Origin of the sequence: Xanthomonas sp. WHRI 10204, assembly GCF_040202875.1 — a bacterium.
GTDB lineage: Bacteria > Pseudomonadota > Gammaproteobacteria > Xanthomonadales > Xanthomonadaceae > Xanthomonas.
In genome coordinates, this window is record NZ_JBEGDW010000001.1 from 587,983 (window position 1) to 614,445 (window position 26,463).

At 65.0% G+C, this 26,463-nt stretch carries 20 protein-coding genes; 18 read left to right on the forward strand and 2 right to left on the reverse strand.

What is annotated here, in order from left to right; translation table 11 throughout:
- From garD to ABQZ00_RS02660, 6 genes are all read left to right on the forward strand, one after another.
- A complete protein-coding gene (garD, locus tag ABQZ00_RS02635) occupies window positions 1-1,542 on the forward strand; it encodes a galactarate dehydratase (protein WP_323537670.1) in 1,542 nt (513 codons plus the stop codon).
- A 684-nt stretch (window positions 1,543-2,226) separates the two neighbouring features.
- Window positions 2,227-2,607, forward strand: coding sequence for a RidA family protein (locus ABQZ00_RS02640; protein WP_022972872.1), 381 nt, complete (start codon window positions 2,227-2,229; stop codon window positions 2,605-2,607).
- A gap of 39 nt (window positions 2,608-2,646) precedes the next feature.
- Window positions 2,647-4,791, forward strand: a complete 2,145-nt coding sequence (recG, locus tag ABQZ00_RS02645) for an ATP-dependent DNA helicase RecG (protein WP_055848639.1) — start codon at window positions 2,647-2,649, stop codon at window positions 4,789-4,791.
- 138 nt (window positions 4,792-4,929) lie between these two features.
- Window positions 4,930-5,868 (forward strand): nucleoside hydrolase, encoded by a 939-nt coding sequence (locus ABQZ00_RS02650; RefSeq protein WP_323537669.1) that lies wholly within the window; start codon window positions 4,930-4,932, stop codon window positions 5,866-5,868.
- 71 nt (window positions 5,869-5,939) lie between these two features.
- Window positions 5,940-6,182 (forward strand): type B 50S ribosomal protein L31, encoded by a 243-nt coding sequence (locus ABQZ00_RS02655; RefSeq protein ID WP_010364531.1) that lies wholly within the window; start codon window positions 5,940-5,942, stop codon window positions 6,180-6,182.
- Window positions 6,183-6,411: 229 nt separating this feature from the next.
- Window positions 6,412-7,701 carry a citrate synthase gene (locus tag ABQZ00_RS02660; protein ID WP_039409911.1) on the forward strand — a complete coding sequence of 430 codons (1,290 nt, stop codon included), beginning with the start codon at window positions 6,412-6,414 and terminating at the stop codon, window positions 7,699-7,701.
- A gap of 171 nt (window positions 7,702-7,872) precedes the next feature.
- Here the strand turns inward: ABQZ00_RS02660 and ABQZ00_RS02665 are convergent, their stop codons facing one another.
- Together ABQZ00_RS02665 and ABQZ00_RS02670 are read right to left on the reverse strand one after the other, a co-directional pair.
- A complete protein-coding gene (locus ABQZ00_RS02665) occupies window positions 7,873-8,520 on the reverse strand; it encodes a hypothetical protein (RefSeq protein WP_115513764.1) in 648 nt (215 codons plus the stop codon).
- Window positions 8,521-9,026: 506 nt separating this feature from the next.
- Window positions 9,027-11,456 (reverse strand): penicillin-binding protein 1A, encoded by a 2,430-nt coding sequence (locus ABQZ00_RS02670; RefSeq protein ID WP_267191119.1) that lies wholly within the window; start codon window positions 11,454-11,456, stop codon window positions 9,027-9,029.
- Between the two features lie 215 nt (window positions 11,457-11,671).
- Between ABQZ00_RS02670 and ABQZ00_RS02675 the strand changes: the two genes are divergently transcribed.
- From ABQZ00_RS02675 to ABQZ00_RS02730, 12 genes are all read left to right on the forward strand, one after another.
- Window positions 11,672-12,730, forward strand: a complete 1,059-nt coding sequence (locus ABQZ00_RS02675; protein WP_055848653.1) for a pilus assembly protein PilM — start codon at window positions 11,672-11,674, stop codon at window positions 12,728-12,730.
- Window positions 12,730-13,515 carry a PilN domain-containing protein gene (locus ABQZ00_RS02680; RefSeq protein WP_055848656.1) on the forward strand — a complete coding sequence of 262 codons (786 nt, stop codon included), beginning with the start codon at window positions 12,730-12,732 and terminating at the stop codon, window positions 13,513-13,515. The genes ABQZ00_RS02675 and ABQZ00_RS02680 overlap by 1 nt, the downstream gene beginning before the upstream one ends.
- Entirely contained in the window at window positions 13,512-14,177 is a 666-nt protein-coding gene (locus ABQZ00_RS02685) for a type IV pilus inner membrane component PilO (protein WP_115513761.1), read from the forward strand. Before ABQZ00_RS02680 ends, ABQZ00_RS02685 begins: the two co-directional genes overlap by 4 nt.
- A complete protein-coding gene (locus ABQZ00_RS02690; RefSeq protein WP_055848662.1) occupies window positions 14,174-14,707 on the forward strand; it encodes a pilus assembly protein PilP in 534 nt (177 codons plus the stop codon). Before ABQZ00_RS02685 ends, ABQZ00_RS02690 begins: the two co-directional genes overlap by 4 nt.
- A 19-nt stretch (window positions 14,708-14,726) precedes the next feature.
- Complete coding sequence (locus ABQZ00_RS02695) at window positions 14,727-16,676, forward strand: type IV pilus secretin PilQ (protein WP_115513760.1); 1,950 nt, start codon at window positions 14,727-14,729, stop codon at window positions 16,674-16,676.
- 290 nt (window positions 16,677-16,966) lie between these two features.
- Window positions 16,967-17,986, forward strand: coding sequence for an AAA family ATPase (locus tag ABQZ00_RS02700; protein ID WP_055848668.1), 1,020 nt, complete (start codon window positions 16,967-16,969; stop codon window positions 17,984-17,986).
- Window positions 17,987-18,008: 22 nt separating this feature from the next.
- The gene (locus ABQZ00_RS02705; protein ID WP_323537668.1) at window positions 18,009-18,971 is read left to right on the forward strand and encodes a DUF58 domain-containing protein; all 963 of its coding nucleotides are present in this window, start codon (window positions 18,009-18,011) and stop codon (window positions 18,969-18,971) included.
- Window positions 18,972-18,973: 2 nt separating this feature from the next.
- Window positions 18,974-19,435: a DUF4381 domain-containing protein gene (locus ABQZ00_RS02710; protein WP_323537918.1), complete on the forward strand. Its 462-nt coding sequence runs from the start codon at window positions 18,974-18,976 to the stop codon at window positions 19,433-19,435.
- Window positions 19,432-20,439, forward strand: a complete 1,008-nt coding sequence (locus ABQZ00_RS02715; protein ID WP_323537667.1) for a vWA domain-containing protein — start codon at window positions 19,432-19,434, stop codon at window positions 20,437-20,439. Before ABQZ00_RS02710 ends, ABQZ00_RS02715 begins: the two co-directional genes overlap by 4 nt.
- On the forward strand, window positions 20,436-22,265 hold the full coding sequence (locus ABQZ00_RS02720) for a VWA domain-containing protein (RefSeq protein WP_323537666.1): 1,830 nt from the start codon (window positions 20,436-20,438) through the stop codon (window positions 22,263-22,265). The genes ABQZ00_RS02715 and ABQZ00_RS02720 overlap by 4 nt, the downstream gene beginning before the upstream one ends.
- Window positions 22,262-24,040 carry a BatD family protein gene (locus ABQZ00_RS02725; RefSeq protein WP_323537665.1) on the forward strand — a complete coding sequence of 593 codons (1,779 nt, stop codon included), beginning with the start codon at window positions 22,262-22,264 and terminating at the stop codon, window positions 24,038-24,040. Before ABQZ00_RS02720 ends, ABQZ00_RS02725 begins: the two co-directional genes overlap by 4 nt.
- A 1,095-nt stretch (window positions 24,041-25,135) precedes the next feature.
- A complete protein-coding gene (locus ABQZ00_RS02730) occupies window positions 25,136-26,437 on the forward strand; it encodes a dicarboxylate/amino acid:cation symporter (protein ID WP_323537664.1) in 1,302 nt (433 codons plus the stop codon).
- Window positions 26,438-26,463 lie beyond the last annotated feature (26 nt).

The following is a 26,463-nucleotide window of genomic DNA, read 5'->3' on the forward strand; positions in this document are numbered from 1 at the left end:
ATGTCCGCAACCCCGCAACCCACCCGTTGGCTCAGCATTCGCGCGCATGCGCGCGACAACGTCGCCATTGTCGTCAACGATGATGGCGCGCCGGCCGGTGCCACTTTTCCGGACGGGCTCACCGCCATCGAACACATTCCGCAGGGCCACAAGATGGCGCTGCTCGACCTGCCCGCCGGTGCCCCGGTGATCCGCCTGGGCGCAGTGATCGGCACCGCCAATGCCGACATCGCGCGCGGCGCCTGGGTGAGCGAGCACCTGCTGGACATGCCCGAAGCGCCCGATCTGGCTGCGCTGGATCTGTCGCTGCAAGCGGCGCCCGCACCCGAGCCCTTGGAGGGCTACACCTTCCAGGGTTATCGCAACCGCGATGGCAGCGTCGGCACGCGCAACATCCTGGGCATCATGACCAGCGTGCAGTGCGTGGTGGGTGTGCTCGGTCACGCGGTGGACCGCATTCGCACCGAGTTGCTGCCCAAGTATCCCAATGTCGACGACGTGGTGGCGGTCAATCACGTCTACGGTTGTGGCGTGGCGATCACCGCGCCCGAAGCCATCATCCCCATCCGCACGTTGCGCAACATCGCGCGCAGCCCCAACTTCGGCGGGCAGGCGCTGATCGTGGGCCTGGGCTGCGAAAAACTCGCACCCGAGCGCCTGCTGCCGGACGATGCCAGCGCCGACGACAGCGCCGTTTACCGCCTGCAGGAAGCCAGTCTGGGGTTTGCCGACATGGTGGGCTCGATCATGGCCATGGCCGAAGAGCGTTTGCGCCATCTGGACCTGCGTCGCCGCGAAACCGTGCCGGCCAGCGAACTGGTGGTGGGCATGCAATGCGGCGGCAGCGATGCGTTTTCCGGCGTCACCGCCAACCCGGGTCTGGGCGTGGCTGCCGACCTGCTGGTGCGCGCCGGTGCCACGGTGATGTTCTCGGAAAATACCGAAGTGCGCGACGGCATCCACCTGCTGGTGCCGCGCGCCGCCACTGCCGAGGTGGCCAAGGCGCTGGTGCGCGAAATGGCCTGGTACGACGCCTACCTGGCGCGCGGCCAGGCCGACCGCAGCGCCAACACCACGCCCGGCAACAAGAAGGGCGGGCTGGCCAATATCGTTGAAAAGGCAATGGGCTCGATCGCCAAATCCGGCGCCTCGCCGATCAATGGCGTGGTGCCGCCCGGCGAGCGCGTCAAAGGACGCGGGCTGCAGTACTGCGCCACCCCGGCCAGCGATTTCGTTTGCGGCACGTTGCAGGTGGCGGCCGGCATGAACCTGCATGTCTTCACCACCGGGCGCGGCACGCCGTACGGCCTGGGCATGGTGCCGGTGATCAAGGTCGCCACCCGCAGCGAACTGGCGCAGCGCTGGTCCGACCTGATGGACATCGACGCCGGCGGCGTGGCGACCGGCGCCAAGACGCTGGAGCAATTGGGCTGGGAGTTGTTCCAACGCTATCTGGACGTGGCCAGCGGCCAGCGCACCTGGACCGAGCATCACCGCCTGCATAACGATCTGGCCTTGTTCAATCCGGCGCCGATTACCTAATCCTGCTTGTTTGCGCGTCTCTGCGTTCCCGGGCGGCGGCACGACACAACGCTTGGCGCGACTGTTCCGCTGCCGCGCAGGCGTGGTCGGTTTTTCTGAGTCGGTGTGGACTGTGCAGAGTCGGTGTGGACGGTGTGGGGCTACGCGTCCTCGGTGTCGTGAGCGAATCCGCGCGTCGTGACGACTGCGCGCCATCTCTCGCATCCCTGGAGCATCGCGGCGACGCAGCGCTTGCCGCGCCATGGCGCCAGTCACGTGACGTGGCTTCGCCCGGACCCTCACCCCAACCCTCTCCCGCACAAGAGGGCCTAGCGTTCCCAGCAACAAAGGGGCTCGCCACTTCCCTTCTCCAATCGGCAGAAGAGGCCCTCGGGGCGGGTGCGGGCTCACCGTTCCCTTCTCCCGCCGGGAGAAGGTGCCCCGCAGGGGCGGATGAGGGTACGTGCGCAGCCTCGTGCTCTCTCACGCAGCCGCCAACAACGCACACGGACAGCCGCACCAAAACCATCGCGCGCAAGCAAAAACAAGCATCCACCATCACCGCAAGATACCCAACCCACCACGCAACGCGCCGCTACGCCACCAGCCAACGCCCGCGCGCCGTCACCGCAGATCCTCCCATTCGCCCGTCAACGGCATGCGCCGATACAATGCGCGTTCGTTTTCAGTGTTGACGGAGTCGCCATGTCCCAGATCATCCATACCGACCAGGCGCCTGCCGCCATCGGCCCTTACTCGCAGGCAGTGCGCGCCGGCAACACCGTGTATTTCTCCGGGCAGATCCCGCTGGATCCGGCCACCGGCGAAATCGTGCCGGGCGACATCGGTGCGCAGGCACGCCGCGCGTTCGACAACCTCAAGGCCGTGGCCGAAGCCGCCGGTGGCTCGCTCGACAAGATCGTGCGTCTGGGTCTGTATCTCACCGACCTGGGCCAGTTCGCCGCCGTCAATGCAGTGATGCAGGACTACTTCCAGGCCCCGTTCCCGGCGCGTTCCACCATCGAAGTCTCCGGCCTGCCGAAGGGCGCCGGTTTCGAAGTCGATGCGGTGATGGTGCTCGAGTGATGGTGCTCGGGTAATCCGGCGCGACTGATCCGACCCGCCGTGCCGCGCGCGCGCGTCGCCACGCCGAGCCTGGCCGTCGCCGGCCAGGCTCCGCTGTCCAGCCTGCCCGGCGTCGGCCCGAAAGTGGCCGACAAGTTCGCCGCGCGCGGCATCCTGAGCGTTCAGGACCTGTGGCTGCATCTGCCGCTGCGGTACGAAGACCGCACCCGGCTGACCACGATCGCGCAGTTGCAAAGCGGCGTGCCGGCGCAGATTGAGGGGCGCGTGGAGGCGGTGGAGCGCGGCTTCCGCTTCCGTCCGGTGCTGCGCGTGGCGATCTCGGACGCGTCGCACGGCAGCGTGGTGCTGCGTTTCTTTCATTTTCGCGCCGCGCAGGTCGCACAGTTTGCGGTCGGCACGCGCGTGCGCGTGTTCGGCACGCCCAAGCCCGGCCAGAACGGTTGGGAAATTGTCCATCCCAGTTACCGCGTGCTGGCGGCGGATGAAGACGCGCAACTGGGCGACAGCCTGGACCCGGTCTATCCGGTGCTCGAAGGCGTCGGCCCGGCCACGCTGCGCAAATTCATCGGCCAAGCGCTCGAGCGGTTGCCGCCAGAGGCCGCACTGGAGTTGCTGCCGCCGCATTGGCTGCAGGACGAACACCTGCCTTCGCTGCGCACTGCATTACTGACCATGCACCGCCCACCGGTGAACACCGACCCGCAGCAGCTGCTCGCCGGCGGCCACCCTGCACAACAGCGGTTAGCGCTCGAAGAACTGCTTGCGCACCAACTCAGCCTGCGTCGCCAACGCATCGCCCTGCAGCGGTTCCATGCGCCCGTGTTGCCCGGCAACGGCACGCTGGTGCAGCGGCTGCGCGCCGCATTGCCGTTCCAGCTCACCGGTGCGCAGCAACGCGTGTTCGAACAGATCGCACACGACCTGGCGCAGCCCTCGCCGATGCTGCGGCTGGTGCAGGGCGATGTCGGCAGCGGCAAGACTGTGGTCGCGGCCCTGGCGGCGATGCTGGCGGTGGAGCAGGGCAAGCAGGTCGCACTGGCCGCGCCCACCGAACTGCTGGCCGAGCAACATCTCACCAACCTGCGCGGTTGGCTCGAGCCGCTAGGTGTGCGCATCGTCTGGCTGGCTGGCAAGGTCACCGGCAAGGCGCGCGCCGCGGCGATGGCCGAGGTCGCCTCCGGCCAGGCCCAGGTGGTGGTCGGCACGCATGCCTTGATGCAGGAAGCGGTGGTCTTCCACGACCTGGCGCTGGCCATCATCGACGAGCAGCACCGCTTCGGTGTGCATCAGCGTCTGGCGCTGCGCGACAAGGGGGCGGGCGCCGGCAGCGTGCCGCATCAGCTGGTGATGACCGCCACGCCGATCCCGCGCACCCTGGCAATGTCGACCTACGCGGATCTGGACGTGTCGGCCATCGACGAGTTGCCGCCCGGCCGCACGCCGGTGCAGACCATTGTCCTGAGCGCAGAACGGCGCCCGGATCTGGTCGAACGCATCCGCGCCGCCTGCGCCGAAGGGCGGCAGGCGTATTGGGTGTGCACGCTCATCGAAGAAAGCGAAGACCCCGGCAAGGCCGCACCGGCTGGCCCGCCGCGCATCGAAGCGCAGGCTGCCGAGGTCACGTTCGAGGCTTTATCGGCGCAGTTGCCCGGCGTGCGCGTCGCGCTCGTGCATGGCCGCATGAAGCCCGCCGAAAAGCAGAAGGCCATGCTCGATTTCAAGCAGCGCCGCAGCGATCTGCTGGTCGCCACCACGGTGATCGAAGTCGGCGTGGACGTGCCCAACGCCTCGCTGATGATCATCGAAAACGCCGAGCGTCTTGGCTTGGCGCAGCTGCATCAGCTGCGTGGCCGGGTCGGCCGCGGCGCCGCAGCGTCCAGTTGCGTGCTGCTGTATCAGGCGCCGCTGTCGATGATGGCGCGCCAACGCCTGGAAACCATGCGCCAGACCAACGATGGGTTTGTGATTGCAGAAAAGGATCTGGAATTACGCGGTCCCGGCGAATTGCTCGGTACCCGGCAGACCGGTCTGGCCAGCTTCCGCATCGCCGACCTGGCCCGCGACGCCGGGCTGCTGCCGCGTGTGCAGGTGCTGGCCGAGCGGTTGCTGGCCGAAGCGCCGGAGATTGCCGACCGTGTCGTCGCGCGCTGGATCGGCAGCGCAGTGCGGTATGCCGCCGCTTGAGTGGCGGGGGTTGGGAATCGGGAATCGGGAATCGTAAAAGCAAAGGCTGCTGCCTGCTGTCCATCCTGGGCGTTCGCGTGACCGGCCGATCCTTGCGAAGATGCTGCAACGAATCCCGAATGCCCAATCCCGACTCCCATGACAAAAAAGATACCGCTGCTGATCGACACCGACCCGGGCGTGGATGACGCGCTGGCGCTGCTGATGGCCTTCAACGACACCCGTCACGAGGTGGTTGGCCTGACCATCGCGGCCGGCAACGTGGGGCTGGAGCACACCGTGCGCAACGCCTTGAAGGTCTGCGAGGTCGCCGGCCGCGCGGATGTGCCGGTGTACGCCGGCTGCCCGCAGCCGCTGTTGCACCCCTCGGTCGATGCGGCGCACGTGCACGGCATCGATGGCTTCGGCGATGTCGGCCTGCCGGCGGCCAAGCGCAGCGCCGAGGCCGAGCATGCCGCGCTCGCCATCCTGCGCCTGTCGCACGACTACGCGGGCGAGCTGTTGCTGGTCGCCCTGGGGCCACTGACCAATCTGGCCCTGGCGCTGACCCTGGACCCGACCCTGCCGCAGCGCGTCGGCCGGCTGGTGGTGATGGGCGGAGCATTGACCGGGCACGGCAACATCACGCCAGCCGCTGAATTCAACATCGGCTTCGACCCGGAGGCCGCACACATCGTGTTCCGTGGCTTCCCACACTTCGACGTGGCCGACTGGGAAGCCACCATCGCGCACGGCCTGCTGCATCGCGATGTCGAGCAATGGTTGGCCGCCGATAGCGCCCGCGCCCGCTTCTACGAAGAAATCTCGCGCAAGACCCGCCTGTGGTCCGAAGACAGCCGTGGCGAGTACTGGTACGCCGCCGACGCACTGGCGATGGCGTTCGCCCTGCACCCGGAAGGCGCCCAGCGTCTGGAGCAGCGCCCGGTGCATATCGAATTGTCCGGCACGCACACCCGCGGCATGACCCTGGTGGACTGGAACCGGCAGGGCGGCGCGCCCGACAATGCCAATCTGCTGCTGGAGTACGACCGCCAGCGGTTCTACGGCCTGGTCGGGGCGGCATTGGCGGCCGGCTAGGGCCACCTTGCGCCGGGCGAGTGGAGGCCGCTATAATGACCGGCTTATCCAGGCAGCCCGGCGCCAAGTCCATGAAAGATAACGTGCATCCCAACTACAAAGACGTCGTCTTTCACGACGTGACGTCCGATTTCAAGATTCTGACCCGTTCCACCATGGGCTCGAAAGAGACCGTAAAGTGGGAAGACGGCCAGGAATATCCGCTGATCAAGGTGGAAATTTCCTCCGCGTCGCACCCGTTCTATACCGGCAAGCACAAGGTGATCGACACCGGCGGCCGTATCGACAAGTTCCAGAAGCGCTACGCGCGCTGAACTTGCAGGACGGGCTGTACCGACAACGGCCGCGCATTGCGCGGCCGTTGTTTTTTGGGGCGTGGGCGCTTCGTTTGCGTGGTCCCGACAGGTGCGTCTACGACTTCTGTCCAAGCGACGGCCAAAATGCTGCTGTGCGATAATGACGTGATCCGAGGCGATGCCTTGGACTTCCATCACGTGCCTGCCCATGTGGGATCAGGCGCCTTCCACTGAAGGAGCGTACACAGTGTCCGATCTTGATCAGGTCACGCTCAACGCCGGCGACAAGTCGGTTGTTCTGCCGGTTCTCAAGCCCACGTTGGGCAATGATTGCGTCGATATTTCCAAGCTGACCAAAGAAACCGGTCTGTTCACCTACGACTCGGGCTTTACCGCCACCGCCAGTTGCAAGTCGGCCATCACCTATATCGATGGCGACAACGGCGTGTTGTTGTACCGCGGCTATCCGATCGAACAGCTCGCCGAGAAGTCCAGCTTCCTGGAAGTTTCGTACCTGCTGATGAACGGCGAACTGCCCACGGCGGACGAATTCAAGAAGTTCGACCACGAAGTGACGCATCACACGATGATGCATGAGTCGCTGAAGAACTTCCTCGGCGGTTTCCGCCACGATGCGCACCCGATGGCCATGCTGGCCGGTTCGGTCGCCTCGCTGTCGGCGTTCTACCACGACACCCTGGACCTCAACGATCCGGAGCAGCGCCGTCAGGCCGCCATCCGTCTGATCGCCAAGGTACCGACCCTGGCGGCTGCGGCCTATCGTTACTCGATCGGCTGGCCGATCCGCTATCCGCGCAACAACCTGAACTACGTCGACCGCTTCCTGCACATGATGTTCGAAGTGCCGAGCGAGCCGCTGGAGATCAACCCGGTTGTCGCCAAGGCGCTGGACCTGCTGTTCATTCTGCACGCCGATCACGAGCAGAATGCCTCGACCTCGACCGTGCGTCTGGTCGGTTCGACCGGTGCCAATCCGTACGCGTCGGTCGCTGCCGGCATCACCGCACTGTGGGGCCCGGCACACGGCGGCGCCAACGAAGCGGTGCTGAAGATGCTCGAAGAGATCGGCACTGCCGATAACGTCGAGTCGGCCGTGGCCAAGGCCAAGGACAAGAACTCCTCGTTCCGTCTGATGGGCTTCGGTCACCGCGTCTACAAGAACTTCGACCCGCGCGCCAAGATCATCCGCGAGATGACCCACAAGGTGCTGGGCGAGTTGGGCGTCAACGATCCGCTGCTGGAAGTGGCGTTGAAGCTGGAAGAAGCCGCATTGAAGGACGACTACTTCGTGCAGCGCAAGCTGTACCCGAACGTCGACTTCTATTCGGGCCTGATCTACAAGGCGCTCAATATCCCGGTGGAAATGTTCACCGTGATGTTTGCCATCGCGCGCACCGCAGGTTGGGTGTCGCATTGGCTGGAGCAGCAGGTCGACCCGGAAATGAAGATCGGCCGTCCGCGCCAGATCTACACCGGCTACGACAAGCGCGACTACACCGACAGCGCCAAGCGTTAATCGGCTCAAAGTCGTCTGCGTAAACGAACGCCCCGCACTTGCGGGGCGTTTTCGTTGTGGCTTGGTGCGTTTAGTGGAACAGGGCGCGCTTGCCAAGAGTGGCTGGCAAAACGTAGCGCGCAATCTTTCGGGTGAGTGCTGATGGCGCGCTCAGCAATGGAGTGCGTGCGCTCAGTCCCGCTGCTGGTAGGCGGCACTCTCCTGTTCGGCAAGCAACTGCCGCAGCTGTGCAGCCGAGGCGCGTGGCATCGGTTTTTCGTCCAGCTGCGACAGCGGCGCCTGGCGCAGGGCGTCGTAGGGCAGCACGGTCAGGTCGAAGGTCAGTTCCTCGGCACTGAACAGCCAGACCGGGAAGTCGCCGTTACGCTCGCGGTCCAGTCGCAGACGGCGCGTGCGCGCCTCGGCAGGGACGCGGTGTTCTTCCAGAAACCGCTGCACCGCGTCCGGGTCGTCGCTGTGCAGCTGCAGTTGTACCGGGGCGTTCGCATCGGCGGTGCCATCCAGGACCGGGCCGGTCAGCCGCGGCTGGAATGAGCGGAGAAAATCCAGCGCACGCAAGGCGGCTTCGCGGCGTTGACGCAACCGCGCTGCGTGGTCTGGCCCGGCGAACAGACGCTGGTATTCGCGCAGTGCGTCTTCGATCTCGCGATTGCGCGGCAGCGATGCGTCGTCATGGATGCCGAGCCGGCTGGCGGCCTTGAGCTTGGCCTGGTGGAAATCGCGGATACCGCCTTCTGCCATCAATCTGGCGGCCTCGTGGGCGAGCCGATGACGGCGTTCTCGGGTGCGCGTATCGGCGTGTTGGCGTGCGTGATGCATGACCGGGCTCCCCTGATGAACCTGAGCTCGACTCTACAACAGCCGCATGAAAACGTGGCGAATGCTTCCCGGCCCCTCCGAGGAAGCGATCGCGTAGGAGCGCGATGCCGATACCTTGCGTGTCGGAGGGCACGGCCGCAACTTCGGGAGGAGCGCATCAACCGGTGAGATGCAGGCGCTGCCGCGCCGGCAATCAGGTCAGCAGCGACAGGTCAGCAACGAGCCGCGATAGTGCGTGATCGAACAGCTGCTGCGCTTGCCGGCTCGCGCAAAAGATCGGTCCGGGCAGTGCGTTGGCGACCGGGCTGGTGCGTAGCAAGGGACAGCGCGTCGCGTCGCCGGCCATGTTCGCCCAGCCAGGACTGGTCAGTAAGCAGCGCGTCGCGCCCGGCTCCAGCGCCACTCACAGGTGACTCGTGCAGTTGCCAAAAAACTCGCCCAAAAAAATGGGGAACCGGACAGCCACGCCGTCACGATTCCCCACTCACGATTCCCGATCCCCGCCGTCAGAAGATATCGAAAGCCTTCTCGTCCTGCTGTTCCTGCAGGCCGTAGTCGTAATCCTGCAGGCGATCCAGATCTTCGTTCTTGACCCATTCGACCGCGCCATTGATGGTGGCTTGGGTCATGCCCTCGGGCGGGTCGTTGGCGGCGATCGGCTTGTCCTTCAGTGCCACGCGCATGTAGTCGATCCAGATCGGCAGTGCGGCCTTGCCGCCGTACTCGCGATAGCCCAACGAACGGAAGTCGTCGCGGCCGACCCACACGGTGGTGGCGTAAGGGCCGCCGAAGCCGGAGAACCAGGCGTCGCGGTGGTCGTTGGTCGAGCCGGTCTTGCCGCCTACGTCTTCGCGTCCCAGCACCTTGGCCGCCGTGCCGGTGCCGCGCTGGACTACGTCGCGCATCATCGACACCAGCTGGTAAGCGGTACGCGCATCGATGGCGCGCGGTGCGATCTTGGTTTCGGCAATCGCCGCTGGCGCGGTTTCTGCTGGCGTGGGCGCCGTATCGGTGGCCGGAGCCGCGGGCGGCGTGGCCGGCGCCTGGGCGCCGAAGTTGAACCCGTCCACTACCTGGCTCACCGGCGCGGCGGTGCCGCCCTGCAACGCGCAGGTGCGGCAGGCCACCGCGGGCACTTCCTTGAACACCACATTGCCGTCGCGGTCTTTCACCTCATCCACGATCCAGGTGTCCACGCGCGATCCACCATTGGCGAACACCGCGTAGCCGCGCGCCACCGACAGCGGCGTCAGCGACGCGGTGCCCAGCGACATCGACAGGTTGGGCGGCAACTCGGCTTCCTGGAAACCGAACTGGCTGATGTATTTACGTGCAAAATCGACGCCGATCGCATCCAGCAGGCGCACCGACACCAGATTGCGCGATTGCACCAGCGCCTCGCGCAGGCGCATCGGGCCGCGGAAACCGCCGCCGTCGTTCTGCGGCGACCAGGTCTTGCCGCGACGATCGCGGAACACCACCGGCGCATCCAGCACGATCGAGGCCGGGTTGAAGCCCTTTTCGAACGCCGAGGCATACACGAACGGCTTGAAGCTGGAACCTGGCTGGCGGCGTGCCTGGGTGGCGCGATTGAACTTGTTGCCGGCAAAGCTGAAGCCGCCAACCAGCGCGCGCAGTGCGCCGCTATTCGCATCCAGCGACACCAGCGCCGCCTGGCCGCGCGGCAGCTGGTCGATGATCCATTCGCCGTCCTTCTCGCCGGCACGGATGCGGGTCAGGTCGCCGCGCGTCAGCAACTTGGCCGGGGTCTTGTTGGTCCAGCGGCTGGCGCTGGCCGGCAGGGTCAGTTCGGTCTTGTCGCTCTGCACGACGGTGACGCCGCCGTCGGCATTGGTGCGCGCCACGATCACTGCGCGCAGGCCGCCCTGAGTAAACACGCCCGACAGATGCTTGGCCAATGCCGGCGCATCCGCATCGGCGGCAACATCGAAATGCTGCTCCACACCGTGCCAGCCGTGGCGGTGGTCGTACAGACGCAGGCCTTCGCTGATCGCAGCATCGGCACCGGTCTGCAAGGTGGAATCGATGGTGGTGGTGACGTGGTAACCCTTGTTGAGCACATCGCCGCCGTATTTGGCGATCATCTCCTGGCGCACCAGCTCGGCCACGTACGGGGCGTACACCTCGACAGGCGGCTCGTGCGGCTTGGCGTGCATCGGCACCGCCTTGGCGGCGTCGGACTCGGCCTGGGTCACGAAGCCCAGGTCGGCCATGCGCTGCAGCACGTAGTAGTCGCGGCGTTCGCGCGCGCGCTCGGGGTTGCTGATCGGGTTGCCGCTGGACGGGAACTTGGGGATGCCGGCCAGCGAGGCCATCTCGTCCAGGCTCAACTCGCTCATCTTCTTGCCGTAGTAGTACTCGGCAGCGGCACCGACGCCGTAGGCGCGGTTGCCGAAGAAGCTCTTGTTGAGATACAGCTCGAAGATCTCGTCCTTGCTCAGTTCGCTCTCGATCTTGCGCGCCAGCAGGATCTCGGCCAGCTTGCGGGTGTAGCTGTATTCGGAGCTGAGGAAGAACTGCCGGGCCACCTGCTGGGTGATGGTCGAGCCGCCCGGCACGCGCTTGGCGTCGGTACTGGCCAGCAGCCACACCGCGCGGGCAATGCCCTTGTAGTCCACGCCTCCGTGCTCGTAGAAGCGCGCGTCCTCGGTCGCCAGGAAGGCCTGCTTCAAGCGCAGCGGCACGTCCTTCATCTGGATCGGGTAGCGCCGGGTCTCGCCATAGACGGCCATCAGCCGGCCATCGCTGGAATAGACGTACATCGGCTCCTGCAGCTCGACCTGCTTGAGCGACTGCACGTCCGGCAACTTCGAGGAAATGGCGTAATACAGGCCGCCGGCAGCAATAGCGCCGAGCAGTGCGAGCACAACGAGCGTGGCCAGGATCCAGCCCAGCCAACGGCGAATACGGGGCATGTAAGAGAGATTCCGATTGCAGATTTCTTGGCCACAGAGTATAGATGACGCCGAGTTTGGCTGGGGCCGAACTCTGGGGATCGCAGAAGACAGCACTGGGGTCACGTTCGCGAGGTCATTGCCTGGCGCGTGAAGGGCTTGTCAACTGTTAAAATTTGATTATTAATACGAGGACGCAGACATGCGTCCAAGTGCCCGTCGGCAGGGGAGTTACCGTGGGGCTTTTACCCAAGAGTCAGTCGCCACTCATTGGTGTCGACATTAGTTCTACTGCCGTGAAGCTCTTGCAGCTGTCGCGCAGCGGGAACCGTTATCGCGTGGAACATTACGCGGTGGAACCATTGCCGCCGAATGCGGTGGTGGAAAAGAACATCGTCGAAGTGGAGGCGGTGGGCGAAGCCATTCGCCGCGCCATCAACCGCTCCGGCAGCAAGGCCAAGAATGCCGCTGCGGCCGTGGCCGGGTCGGCGGTGATCACCAAGTTGATCCCGATGCCGGCCGATCTGGACGACAGCGATCTGGAGGCCCAGGTCGAACTGGAAGCCACCAATTACATTCCGTACCCGATCGAGGAAGTGAATCTCGACTTCGAGGTGCTCGGCCCGATGCCCAACAGCCCGGACATGGTCCAGGTGCTGCTGGCCGCCTCGCGCTCGGAGAATGTGGAACTGCGCCAATCGGCGCTGGAACTCGGTGGTCTGACCGCCAAGGTGATGGACGTGGAGGCCTTCGCGGTCGAAAACGCCTTTGCCCTGGTCGCTAGCGAACTGCCGGTGGCCGCCGATGCGGTGGTGGCCCTGGTCGACATCGGCGCCACCATGACCACGCTGAGCGTGCTGCGCTCCGGTCGTAGCCTGTATAGCCGCGAACAGGTGTTCGGCGGCAAGCAGCTCACCGACGAAGTGATGCGCCGCTATGGCCTGACCTACGAAGAGGCCGGCCTGGCCAAGCGTCAGGGCGGGTTGCCGGAGAGCTACGAGGTCGAAGTGCTGGAGCCGTTCAAGGAAGCGACGGTGCAGCAGATCAGCCGTTTGCTGCAGTTCTTCTATGCGGGCAGCGAGTTCAATCGCGTCGACTGCATCGTGCTGGCTGGCGGTTGCGCCGCGCTGTCGCGCCTGCCGGAGATGGTGGAAGAGCAGTTGGGCGTGACCACCGTGGTCGCCAACCCGCTCGCGCAGATGACGCTGGGTCCGAAGGTTCAGGCCCACGCGCTGGCGCTGGATGCGCCTGCATTGATGATCGCCACCGGCCTGGCCCTGAGGAGCTTTGACTGATGGCAAGAATCAATCTATTGCCCTGGCGCGCCGAGCGCCGGAAGGCGCGCGAGCGTGAGTTCTATTCGATGCTGGGCTTCGCCGCGTTGGGCGGCGTGTTGTTGTCGGCGCTGATCTGGTTCTACTACGACGGGCAGATCAGTGGGCAGACCGAGCGCAATGCGTTCCTGACCGCCGAGATCGACAAGGTCAAGGCGCAGAACGAAGAGATCAAGGAACTCGACAAGAAAAAAGACCGTCTGCTCGCCCGCAAGAAAGTCATCGAGGAACTGCAGGCCAACCGCTCGCAGATGGTGCACCTGTTCGATTCGCTGGTCCGCACCATTCCCGATGGCGTGGCGCTGACCAACATCAAGCAGGACGGCGACATCCTGACCCTGGAAGGTCGCTCGCAGTCCAATGCGCGCGTCAGTGCGTACATGCGTAATCTGGAAGGCTCGGGCTGGATGACCAATCCGGACCTGTCGATCATCGAGGCCAAGAGCCAGGACAAGGCGGCCGGCCAGCCTGCGGCTTCGTCGATGGACACCAAGGCGTTGCCGTACGTGTTCACGCTGAAGGTCAAGCTGGCCAATCCGAACGAGACTGACAAGAACGGTGCCGCGCCCGCGGTGGTGGATCCGGCTGCGCCGGGGACTGCCGCCCCAGGTGCAACGCCGGCCGGTACGACGCCTGCTGCTCCGGCAGCGGCGCCTGCGCCAGCAACGCCGCCGAGCGCACCTGCAGCCGCACCGCAGGCAGCGCCGGCGCCTGCCAATCGGCCGCAGGAGGGGGCGGCGTCATGAGTAAGAAATCATTCAAGCTCAGCGATCTGGATTTCAACAACATCGGCGGTTGGCCGCAGCAGGCGCGCATCGTGTTCTGTGTGCTGGTCGGGCTGTTCATCATGGTGTTGGCCTGGTTCCTGTTGATCAGCAGCAAACGCGATGAACTGGAAGGACTGGAAGGCACCGAATCCCAGCTGCGCACCGAGTTCGAGACCCAGCAGGGGCGGGCGGTGAATCTGGAGCCGCTCAAACAGCAGCTCGCGCAGATGGAACAGGTGCTGCAGCAGATGCTGCGTCAGCTGCCCAGCAAGACCGAAATGCCGGATCTGATCATCGACATTTCGCAGACCGCGCTATCCAGCGGCCTGTCGAACGAGTTGTTCCAGCCTGGTCCGGAATCGCCGAAGGAGTTCTACGCCGAGAAGCCGATCGCTCTGCGCATGGTGGGCAGCTACCACCAGTTCGGTGCCTTCGTCAGCGGCGTGGCCTCGCTGCCGCGCGTGGTGATCCTGACCATGCACGACATCAACCTCAAGCCCAGGGATGCCAAGGCCGGCATCACGCCGCGCGGTGCACTGGAGCTGTCCGGCACGGTCAAGACCTATCGTTATCTGGACGATGAGGAAATGGCCGAGCAGGAGAAGGCTGCGGCCGACGCTGCGAAGAAGGGCGGCCAATGACCATGAAATTGCTCAAGATATTGTCCTGCGTGGCGCTAATTGCAGTATTGCCGGCGTGTACGCGTGGCGTGACCAGCACGCCGGGCGATGCGCCGAATCTAGATGCCTGGGTGGCCGAAGTGCGTGCGCGTCCTGCGCCACCGCTGGAACCGCTGCCGGTGATGCAGCAGTTCGAGACATTCGAATACGCAGCACAAGTGATGCGCGACCCGTTCAGCGATGCGTGGGTGACTGCGGAAGGCAGCAATGGCACGCGGCCTGATCCGAACCGGCGCAAGGAACCGTTGGAAGCCTTCCCGCTCGACGCCCTCGACATGGTGGGGACCATTGGAGGCGGCTCGGGTCTGATCGCGCTGGTGATGGCACCGGACAAGGTGACGTACCGGGTGCGGCCGGGTGTGTATCTGGGACAGAGCGATGGCCGGGTAACCGGGGTCTACGAAGACCGCATCGAGCTGATTGAACTTGTGCCGGACGGTGCGGGTGGATGGCTTGAACGGCCGGCCGCGCTCGCATTGGATGATCAATAAAGTGATAGGGGATAGCACGATGACGTTTTCCAATGCACAGCGGCTGCGTCCGGTTCGACGCCACGCGATGCTCCAGGCTTGCGCGTTGGGATTAGCGCTGGCGCTGGCCAGTGGCAGCTCGTTCGCAGCCGCCGCGCTGACCCAGCCTGCGCAGGACCCGGCCAAGGCCGCTCCGGCGAGCCTGACGGTCTCCAAGATCGATTTCAAACGCGGCGAAGATGGCGCTGGCCGTCTGATCCTGAAGTTCGACGGTCAGGGCGCGAGCCCGGACCTGCGCACCCAGGGCGACAGCGTGCTGGTGGATATCAGCAACGCCAAGCTTCCGCCGGAACTGCAGCGCCCGCTCAACGTCACCGATTTTGCAACGCCGGTGCAGCGTGTAGAGGTCAAGCCGTCTGGCTCGGGTTCGCAACTGGTGCTGTCGACCAAGGGTGCATTCGACTCGCTGGCCTATCAGACCGGTAACGAGTACGTGGTCGAGATCACCCCGCGCAAGGGCCAGCCGGCCGTCGGCGGCGTGAGCTCGGCAGCGGTGACCCAGGCCGCCGCGCAGATTGCAGCGCGCGGCTACAGCGGTCGCCCGGTGACGTTCAACTTCCAGGACGTGCCGGTGCGCACCGTGCTGCAGCTGATCGCCGAGGAATCCAATCTCAACATCGTCGCCTCCGACACCGTGCAGGGCAATGTCACGCTGCGCTTGATGAACGTGCCGTGGGATCAGGCGCTGGACATCGTGCTGCGGGCCAAGGGCCTGGACAAGCGCCGCGACGGTGGTGTGGTGTGGGTCGCCCCGCAGCCGGAGCTGGCCAAGTTCGAGCAGGACAAGGAAGACGCCCGCATCGCGATCGAAAACCGCGAGGATTTGATCACCGACTACGTGCAGATCAATTACCACAATGCTGCTGTGATCTTTAAAGCGCTGACCGAGGCGAAGGGGATTGGTGGCGGTGGCGGTGGTGGCGGACAGGGTGGTGGCGGTGGCGGTGGCGGTCAGCAGGACAATGGGTTCCTATCACCGCGCGGCCGTTTGGTGGCGGACGAGCGTACCAACACCTTGATGATCAGTGATATTCCGAAGAAGGTCGCGCAGATGCGCGAGTTGATTTCGCATATCGATCGCCCGGTGGATCAGGTGCTGATCGAAAGCCGGATCGTGATTGCGACTGATACGTTTGCGCGGGATCTTGGTGCGCGCTTTGGTGTAACGGGCGCGACTGGCCGGGGTATCCTCAGCGGCTCGCTGGAAAGTAACGTCAACTACCTCAACACTTCTGCGCAAGCTCGCCTGGAGCGTGCTAATGGCGGCACACAGACGACGTTGCCGGCGCATCTGTTTCCGTCCGGGCTGAATCTCGATCTTGGGGCAGGAGGCTTCACGAACAGTGGTGCGGCGGGTCTCGCCTATACCTTGTTGGGTTCCAACTTCAACCTGGATATCGAGCTGTCGGCGATGCAGGAAGAAGGGCGCGGCGAAGTCGTTTCCAATCCGCGCATCGTGACCGCCAACCAGCGCGAGGGTGTGATCAAGCAGGGTCGCGAAATCGGCTATGTAACGATCAGCGGTGCAGGTGCTGCAGGCGGCGGCTCGCAGGCTAACGTGCAGTTCAAGGAAGTCCTGCTTGAACTGAAGGTCACGCCGACGATTACGAACGACAATCGCGTGTTCTTAAATATGAATGTCAAAAAGGATGAGGTTGCGCGATTTATCGACCTGCCGCAGTACGGTACCGTGCCGGAAATTAACCGTCGGGAAGTCAACACGGCAGTATTGGTGGGTGATGGCGAGACGGTAGTGATCGGTGGTGTATACGAATTCACAGATCGTGAAAGCGTGTCGAAGGTGCCGTTTCTGGGCGATATCCCCTTTCTGGGCAATCTGTTCAAGAAGCGTGGGCGCAGCAAGGAAAAGGCCGAGTTGTTGGTCTTTGTCACCCCAAAGGTATTGCGAGTGGCAAGCGCAGCGCGCTGAACGCAATGCATGAAGGAGGCCGCGAAAGCGGCCTTCTTCTTTTTCAGGGTCTACTTTTTTTAGAGACTGCTTGAGTGCTGCCAAGCGCGCATCCGAGCGCGGTGTATGCATAGTCTGATGCTCGTCTGAGCATCTATCCAGATCTCTGCTTCTCAGGTTTGCCCTGCGCTGTTAACCGGTAAATAGTCACGCTCGCTAGGGCTTGGATGGGAGCATGACCCCGGTCACTCACTGAACCTCTCGCCATCGGCAAGTGAACCAATCGCGTTCGAATCGGTCACACTGGTCCTATGAACGCACCGCCGCTATTGCCCCCCGAAGCCGCTGCCGCGCCCGCCGAGGACCGGCTGCATCGTCAATTCACTTCTCTGCGCGAGTCATTGGCGCAGCGCATCGTCGGTCAGTCTGCGCTGGTCGAGCGGCTGCTGATCGCCCTGCTGGCCGATGGCCATTTGCTGGTCGAGGGCGCGCCAGGGTTGGCCAAAACCACCGCGATCCGTGCGCTGGCCTCGCGACTGGAAGCCGACTTCGCGCGGGTGCAGTTCACTCCGGACCTGCTGCCCTCCGATCTGACCGGTACCGAGATCTGGCGTCCGCAGGACAGCCGTTTCGAGTTCATGCCAGGGCCGATCTTCCATCCCATCCTGCTGGCCGACGAGATCAATCGCGCGCCCGCCAAAGTGCAGTCTGCGTTGCTGGAAGCGATGGGGGAGCGGCAGGTCACTGTCGGTCGTCATACCTATGCGCTGCCGCAGCTGTTCCTGGTGATGGCGACGCAGAACCCGATCGAGCAGGAAGGTACGTTCCCGTTGCCCGAGGCGCAGCTGGATCGGTTCCTGATGCATGTGCGCATCGGTTATCCGCAGGCCGATGCGGAGGCGGAAATCCTGCGTCTGGCACGCGAAGCGGCGCGCGACACGCTGGAAAAGCACGAGACCGTGCCGGACAAGATTCCGCTGGAAGACGTCTTCGCCGCACGACGTGTGGTGCTGGATGTGCATCTGGCGCCACAGCTCGAGCGCTATCTGATCGAAATCGTGCTGGCCTCGCGTGATCCGCAACGTTACGACCCTGCATTGGCGCGGCGAATTGCCTGGGGCGCGAGCCCGCGTGGCTCGATTGCGCTGGAGCGCTGTGCGCGTGCGCGTGCGTGGCTGGCCGGGCGCGACTACGTAACCCCGGACGACATTCGCGCCATTGCGCCGGACGTGCTGCGCCACCGCGTGTTGCCCAGTTACGAAGCCACTGCGGAAGGCTGGGATGGCGAACGCCTGGTTGCTGCGTTGCTGGACAAGATTCCGCTGCCCTGATCGGGCAGCGGGTTGCCGAGGGATGCCGCCCTCTCGCCCGACTCCGATGTCTTCGATGCCGTCTTCCTCCCCCGCCAATCCTGCCTCGTCCGTTGCCGGCGATGGCGTGCGCCCGAGCCTTGCCGAGTTGATCGCATTGCGCGGCACCGCGTTGCATCGCGGGCAGCCGGGGCGTGGCCGACATGGGTTGGTGGGGCCAGTGCCGGCCGCCACCCGCGGGCGTGGCATGGAGTACGCCGAGTCGCGCGAATATGTCGCCGGCGACGATGCGCGGCATATCGATTGGCGCGTCACCGCACGGACCGGGCGTGCGCATACCAAATTGTTTCAGGCCGAGCGCGAACGCTTGAGTCTGATCGTTGCCGATACCTCGCCTGCGCTCTTCTTCGGGACGCGGGTGCGCTACAAGTCGGTGCAGGCGGCGCGCGCTGGCGCGGTGGCAGCATGGCTGGCGCAGCGGCAGGGCGACCGGATTGCCGCGTTGCGCGGTACCGCCAGCGAAGCGCCGATTGCACCGCGGTCGGGTCAGCGCGGTGTGCTGCCGGTGCTGGATGCATTGGCGCGCTGGTATGCGCAGCCGCCGTCTGGCGATGCCGGGCTGGAGGTTGCGTTGGACCATGCGGCGCGCCTGCTGCGTCCTGGTGCGCGCCTGACGGTGCTGGCCGATGCGCGAAGTGCGAGCAAGATTTCTGCGACGCGCTGGTCTGGTCTGGCGTTGCATCACGAGGTGGTGGTGATCGTGCTGGTCGATCCCCTGGAACTGTCGCCGCCGGCGCGGGCGCTAAGCTTTGATGTGCGAGGCGAGCGCATTGCGGTGGACCTCGGAAGCCAGGCCGCGCGCGCGCGCTGGCAGGCCGAGTTCGTCGCGCCGCTGGAACAGCTGGCCACGACGCTGCGATCGCGTGGCGTGCGCTTGCATCGCCTGTCTACCGACGATGCCAGCGATGCGTGGTTGAGCGGCAGTACGCTGATGCGGGGCGCATGACGATGGCACCGCAATCGCTTCCGCTGCGCGATGTCCATCTGCCGCCGTCGCCGTCGTGGTGGCCGTTGGCGCCGGGGTGGTGGCTGGTGATCGCTGCGCTGGTGCTGGTGCTGGCCAGTGCGTGGTTCTGGTGGTGGCGCCGTCGTCGGCAGCAACGCAGCTGGTTGGCTGCCTTTGATGCCGAACTGCAGCATGCGACGACGCCTGCGCAGCGCCTGGCCACCTTGTCGATGCTGTTGCGCCGCGCGGCGCGCACGGTGGATGCGCAGGCCGACCGCTTGCAGGGTGATGCGTGGCTGCAGTTTCTGGACGGGCGCAAGAGCAAGATCCAGGCGTTTTCGCAGGGGCCAGGGCGGGCCTTGCTCGAAGGTGGGTTTCAACGCGCACCGGCAGTGACCGATCTGGATGCCGTGCAGGCGTTGGCGCGGCAACGTTTCTTGCGGTTGATGCGGGGCCAGCGATGAACTGGCTGCAGTGGTCGCAATGGCAGGACGCGTTGGTGCATTGCGCGTGGCCATGGGCGTGGTGGTTGATGCCGCTGCCGCTGCTGATGTGGTTCTGGCCGCAGCGCCGTGCCGACACGGCTGCGCTACGTGTGCCGTATGCCGATCAACTGCATGCGGTTGCTCAGGCACGCCGCGTGCCGGCCTTGCGCATGCCGCGCTGGCTGGCATGGCTGGGCTGGTTTCTGTTGTGCGCCGCGCTGGCGCGTCCGCAGCAATTGGGTGAGGTGATCCAGCCGCCGCGCGAGGCGCGGCAGATGATGCTGGCGGTGGATCTGTCCGGCAGCATGAGCGAGCCGGACATGGTGCTCGGCGGCAATGTGGTCGACCGCCTCACCGCCGCCAAGGCGGTGTTGTCGGACTTTCTGGATCGGCGCGACGGCGACCGCGTCGGCCTGCTGGTCTTCGGCCAGCGCGCCTATGCGCTCACACCGCTCACTGCCGACCTGACTTCGGTACGCGACCAGCTGGCCGACAGCGTGGTGGGGCTGGCCGGGCGCGAGACCGCCATCGGCGATGCGATCGCGTTGTCGGTCAAACGGCTGCGCGAACAGAAACAGGGCCAGCGCGTGGTGGTATTGCTCACCGATGGCGTCAATACCGCCGGTGTGCTCAATCCGTTGAAAGCGGCCGAACTCGCCAAGGCAGAGGGCGTGCGTGTGCACACCATCGCCTTCGGCGGTCGCGGCGGTTACTCGTTGTTCGGCGTGCCGATTCCGGCAGGCGGCAACGACGATATCGATGAGGCGGGCTTGCGTAAGATTGCCGAGCAGACCGGTGGGCGCTTTTTCCGCGCCCGCGATACCGAAGAGCTGGCTGGCATCTATGCCGAGCTGGATCGGCTGGAGCCGGTGAAGGCGGTCGGCCCGTCGGTGCAGCCGCGTGTGGAGCGCTATTACTGGCCGTTGGGCGCAGCCTTGCTGATTGCCTTGCTTGCTTACGTACTGCCGCGGAGATGGCGATGAACGCGCTGTCTGAAGGACTGGCCGCATTGCATCTGCTGCGCCCGGATTGGCTGTGGGCGCTGTTGCTGATCGTGCCGGCAGCGCTGCTATGGCACCTGCGTCGACGCAGCGCCAATGTGTGGCGCCACAGTGTGGACGCGCATCTGTTGCCCGCCTTGATGGTGGCCGGTGGCCGGCGGGGCTGGTGGGGCTTCGTGCTGGCCGCGCTGACCTATGCGCTTGCGGTGCTGGCGATGAGTGGGCCGAGCTGGCGGCAGATCGAGCGCCCGGTGTTTCAATCGAGTATGCCGTTGGTGGTGGTGCTGGATCTGTCGTCCAGTAGCAATGCGACCGATCTGCCGCCATCGCGCCTGCTGCAGGCCCGCGCCAAACTGGCCACGCTGCTGCGCAAGCGCGCTGGCGGCGACGTGGCGCTGCTGGTCTACGCCGGCGAAAGCTTTACCGTTGCGCCATTGACCGAAGACGCGGCCAACGTGGCGCTGTTTCTGGATGCGCTGTCGCCATCGGTGATGCCGGTGGACGGCAAACGTGCCGACAGGGCCATCGATGCAGCCGCCCGGCTGTTGCAGCAAGCGGGCTTCAAACAGGGCGATATCCTGCTGGTCAGCGATAGCGCCGACAGCTCGGCGGAAAGCGCTGCACGCACCGCGCGCGCAGGTGGGTTCCATGTTTCCGCACTCGGCGTAGGCAGTCCACGTGGTGCCGCCTACCGCACCGGCAGCGGCGAGATCGCGCAGGCAAAACTGGACGAGGCAAGCTTGCGCGACCTGGCCGGGCAGGGCGGCGGGCGCTACGCGCGCATCGCGCCGGACGACGCCGATCTGCAAGCGCTGGGGGTGCTCGATCCCGCGCAACAGCCGCTGGCCGATGAAACATCAGAAGCCAACGGCGGCAAGACCTGGCTCGACGAAGGCTACTGGCTGGTGCTGCCGGTGATGCTGTTTTCGCTGTTGGCGTTTCGACGCCGCGCAGTCGTGGCGATGGTCGCGTTGATGTGCGTGTTGCCGCTGGCGCAGCCTGCACAGGCGGCCGACGGCACCTTGTGGCAGCGCGCTGATCAGGTGCAGCAGCAGCGCCTGGATGCCGGCGTGCAGGCGTACCGCAAGGGTGATTTTGCCGCTGCGCAAAAGGCATTCGAAAGCGTGCCGACCGACGAGGGGCTTTACAACCTGGGCAATGCGCTGGCGCGACAAGGCCAGTACGACGAGGCGATTGCAGCCTACGATCGTGCGCTCAAGCAGCATCCCAAGCAGGCCGATGCGATCGCCAATCGCGCGGCGGTCGATGCAGCGCGCAAGCGTCAGCAGCAGAACGACAAGGATGGCAAAGGCCAGTCCAAGGATCAGAACCAGTCGGGCAAGAACAAGCCCGGTCAGGAGTCGTCCGGGCAAGACCAGCAGAACGCTAAAAACGCCGGCAAAGATGGGCAGAACACCCCAGGTGAGCAAGGCAAGCAGGACGGCAAGGATCCACCGTCCGACGCGCAGACACCGCAGGACGGCAAGTCGCAGCAGCAACCCTCCAAGGACGGCAAGGGCGAGCAAAGCAAGCAAGACACGCCACCGCAATCGGCCGATGCAAAGGCGCAGCAGCAGGCCGACGAGGCGCAGCGTCGCAAGATGCAGCAAGCCATGGCGCAGGCCGGCGACAAGGGCGCCGATGCGAAGGGCAAGCCGGAGGCCGCGATGGCAAGCGAGACGCCGGAGCAGCGCGAGCAACGTCAGGCAGTGGATGCGTGGTTACGGCGGGTGCCGGACGATCCGGGCAGTCTGCTGCGCACCAAATTCAGGCTGGAATACGAACGCAGACAACGGGACGGACGATGATCGGCACACACCACTTGCGCCGCGGTGCGATCGGCATGCTGGCGAGCATGATGTTGTTCGTTTGCACACCGGTGGGTGCGGTCACGCGCGCCTGGCTGGACCGCGACAGCGCCAATGCCGGCGATGTGGTCATGCTGAATATCGAAACCGATCAGCGCGGCGTCGATCCGGATTACACGCCGTTGCGCAACGATTTTGCGCTGGGCGCCAAGAGCGCCAATCAGCAGATGCAGGTGACCAATGGGTCGGTGACGGTACGCGCGTTGTTCGGCGTGGTGTTGACGCCGCGCAAGAGCGGCGAGCTGATCGTGCCCGCGATCCGGGTCGGCAACGAACGCACCGAGCCGCTGCGACTGCAGGTGGTGGCCTCGGCGAACGATCCGGCAAGCAATAGCACTGGAAATCGCAGTGGTGGTGGCAACGGCAACGGCAGCGCCACTGCCAGCGAGCCAAGCGTAGCGCAGGGCAATGAAGAGGTCTTCGTCCAGACGCAGGTGGACGACCCGCAGCCCTACGTGCAGCAAAGTGTGGGCGTGGTGGTGCGGTTGTACTTCGCTAATCAGCTGGCCTCCGGCGAGCTCGATCTCGAAGCGCCCGATGGCGCATCGCTGCAACGCATCGGCGATGACGTCAGTTCGGTCAAGCTGGTCAACGGACGCCAGTACAACGTGGTGGAGCGGCGCTATCTGCTAGTGCCCGAGCGCAGCGGCCGCTTGCTGTTGCCGTCGGCGCGCTTTAATGGACGCTCGGTGGGCGGTTTCTTCGATGATTATTTCGGTCGTGGCAATGGCGAGCTGAGTGCGCGCAGCGCCAGCATTCCGCTGCAGGTGCGTGCGCAGCCGGCCACTGCGCCGCAGCCGTGGTTGCCGCTGCGTAGCCTGCAGTTGCGCTATACGGCCACGCCGCAACGTGCAACCGCCGGGGAAGCGACGCAGTTCGTGGTGGAAGCCAGCGCGCGTGGCGCCACCCAGGCACAGTTCCCCGAGTTGCCCACGCCGAGCGTGCCCGATGCGCAGGTGTTCGCCGAGCCGCCGCAATACGAAGAACGTTTTGTGGATGGCTCGCCGCAGCTGCGGCTGACCCGTCGCTATTCGATCGTGCCCAACCGCGCCGGCCCGTTGGTCGTGCCCGGTTTGCAGGTGGCGTGGTGGGACGTCGGTGCGGGCGCGGCAAAGACGGCCTCGGTGCCGGATCTGACCTTGGATGTGGCCGCGGGGAGTGGCGCTTTCGCGGCGCCTGCGCCTGCGCCCGCCGCAAACCCGTCGAGCACTGCTGCAGCGCCTGTGCCCACGGCTGGCACGCTCAGTTTGCAGCCACCACCGCCCGCGCAACGGCCATGGGGCTGGATCGCTGCGGCGCTGGGTTTTGCGTTGCTATGGGTCGTCACGCTCGTGTGGGCGTTGTTGCGTAAGCGCGGTGGCTTGCACAGTGCTCCCAGTGCCAACGGCGGCGATGCGCCCGTGCCTGGTCGGCGCGTGACGCACGGCGTGGCCGAGTTGCGCCGCGCGCTGGAAAGCGGTGGCATGGACGATGTGGCCACCGTGCTGTGCGGCATGGCTGGCGTGGCCGATATCGACAGCGTGCTGGTGGCGCTGGCGGATCCGGCCCAACGCGCTGCGGTGGCACGCATGCAGCGCGCCCGCTGGGGCGGCGATGGCGATGTGGCTGGCGCGCGGTCGGCATTGCGCGAGGCCTTTGCCAAGGGACCACGCTGGCGGCACGCGAGCGCTGCAGAACCTGAGGTGCTGGCGCCGTTGTATCCGCCAGCGACTTGATCGCCTTCGCGGCATCGGCGGCGGTCGACAGGTCATGAAGCGGCGGCTTAGTTGTGCGTCGCTTTGGTTCTCAGAGCAGTTAACAACGCGTGTGCAGTCGCCAGTCGGTGCGGCTGGCACTCTGAACTCAGATCTCGTTCGGACACTTCGGTTCTAAGCGCGTCGTCGACTCATGCGCCTGAACATTGTTTTCTAGGTTGTGTTCGTAGCTTCTAGTTCCGGAGATCAGCTGCGTTGCCGAAAACACGGTATTGCGGCTGCGATTTGGCTGCGAGGCTCTTGCCCGCCCACCATCGCGGGACACGCCGCAAGTACGTCCGTTTAGGCTCTTTGGCGGCATCCATGCCGCCAAAGGTCCCGCGACGGTAAGCGGGCAAGGGCCGGTCACGATGGTCGGTGTGCATGGGCGAGCAATGCGTAAGTTCGCTCTGCGATCCATGGCGCTCGCTAGCGCTACCTTTTTGCGCCTACGTTTGTTGAAGTCGATAACGCAGCCACTTGCATCGGCAAACTAGCGTGCCACGCGCTGCGATCAGCTTTTTCAGGCAAACACCGATCAACGTCATGGTGCGGTGTCCTCGCCGCTTGCGGGACCGTGTGGCGGCATGGATGCCGCCACCGAGCCTCCAAGGACGGATTTACGGCGTGTCCCGGAAGTGGTGAGGGCACCGCGCCCTCGACCCGCTTGGCTTCAGAAGATTCATCCGGCCTCAAAGCTCAAGGCCTCAGCCGCAGTGAAATGAGTTGATGCCAAGCCCAAAGTCCCAGGCCCCGGCGCCAACCGCCAAGCGCCAAGCGCAATGGCAGCCTGCATCGACACGAGCATCCAAGCGCGAGCATTCGACAGAGCAACCCACGAGCGCGTGCTGCAGTACAAGCGCGTGCTGCAGTAGGGGAATTGCTTCCTGATTCAAGCCGAGCCGGTCACTTGCCGGACCTGCGAGGCCTTGCGCGCGATGCGTGTGTTGCCGTCGCAACGCTCGCAGCAACTGCCCTTGAAAGGTACACCTACCCTCGGGCAGGTGCAGCGCGGCGTGGCTGCCTCGATGGCGTTTGTTAAGCTCCGGCCTTTGTGTCCAGATCAAGGCCCACCAGATGACTGCATCCCCAGCCGCACGCCGCCCGGGCCTGCCCCTGCATTGGAAGATGGGCATTGGGTTCGCCGTCGGCCTATTGCTGGGTCTGGCCGTCTACTATCTGGCCGGCAGCGATGCCGAGTGGGTGCGCCTGGCGACCAAGTACGTGACCACGCCGTTCTCGCAGATCTTCCTCAATCTGATCTTCATGCTGATCGTGCCGCTGTTGTTTTCGGCGCTGGTGATGGGCATCTCCGAGATGGGCGACATCCGCGCGCTGGGCCGCGTGGGCTGGCGCACGCTGGGCTACACCGTCGTGTTGTCCGGCATCGCGGTGCTGCTCGGTCTGGTGTTGGTCAATGTGCTCAAGCCCGGTGCGGGCGTGGACCCGCAGCTGGCCAATCAGCTGATCCAGGAAAACGCCGAACGCACCCGCGAGATCATCTCCAGCTCCGGCACCCAGCCGCAAGGCATGGATATGGTGTTGTCGATCGTGCCCAACAACGTGGTCGCGGCCGCCTCGAGCAATGGCGCGATCCTGTCGCTGATGTTCTTTGCAGTGATGTTCGGCGTCGGCATGGTGCTGACCGCCGACGAAAAGGTCGCCACGCTCAAGCGCGGCATCGAAGGCATCTTCGAAATTTCGATGACCTTGATCGGGTTGGTGATCCGTCTGGCCCCGTATGCGGTGGCCTGCTTCATGTTCAACCTGGCCGCGCTGTTCGGGTTCGATCTGCTGATCCGCCTGGGCGCTTACGTGGGCGTGGTGGTGTTGGCGTTGGGCCTGCACATGGTGGTCAGCTACGGGCTGGCGGTGAAGTTTGCCGGGCGCTCGCCGCTGGGCTTCTTCAAGCAGACCCAGGAGGCCACGATGATGGCGTTCTCCACCGCCTCCAGTAACGCAACCCTGCCCACCGCCCTGCGCGTGGCCGATGAAATGGGCTTGCCGCCGCGCGTGTCGCGCTTTGTGCTCACCGTCGGCGCCACCGCAAACCAGAACGGCACCGCGCTGTTCGAGGGCGTCACCGTGATCTTCCTGGCGCAGTTTTTCAATGTCGACCTGAGCATCGGCCAGCAGTTCATGGTGATGCTGGTCTGCATCCTGGGCGGGATCGGCACCGCCGGCGTGCCGTCGGGCTCGCTGCCCGTGGTGGCGCTGATCTGCGCCATGGTCGGGGTCAATCCGGTCGGTATCGGCATGATCCTGGGCGTGAACCACTTCCTGGACATGTGCCGCACCGCACTCAATGTCACCGGCGATCTGGCCTTGACGACCCTGGTGGCCAAGGGCGAGGAATCGGGAATCGGGAATCGAGAATAGGTAAGAGCGGGCTGGTGCGATCGGTA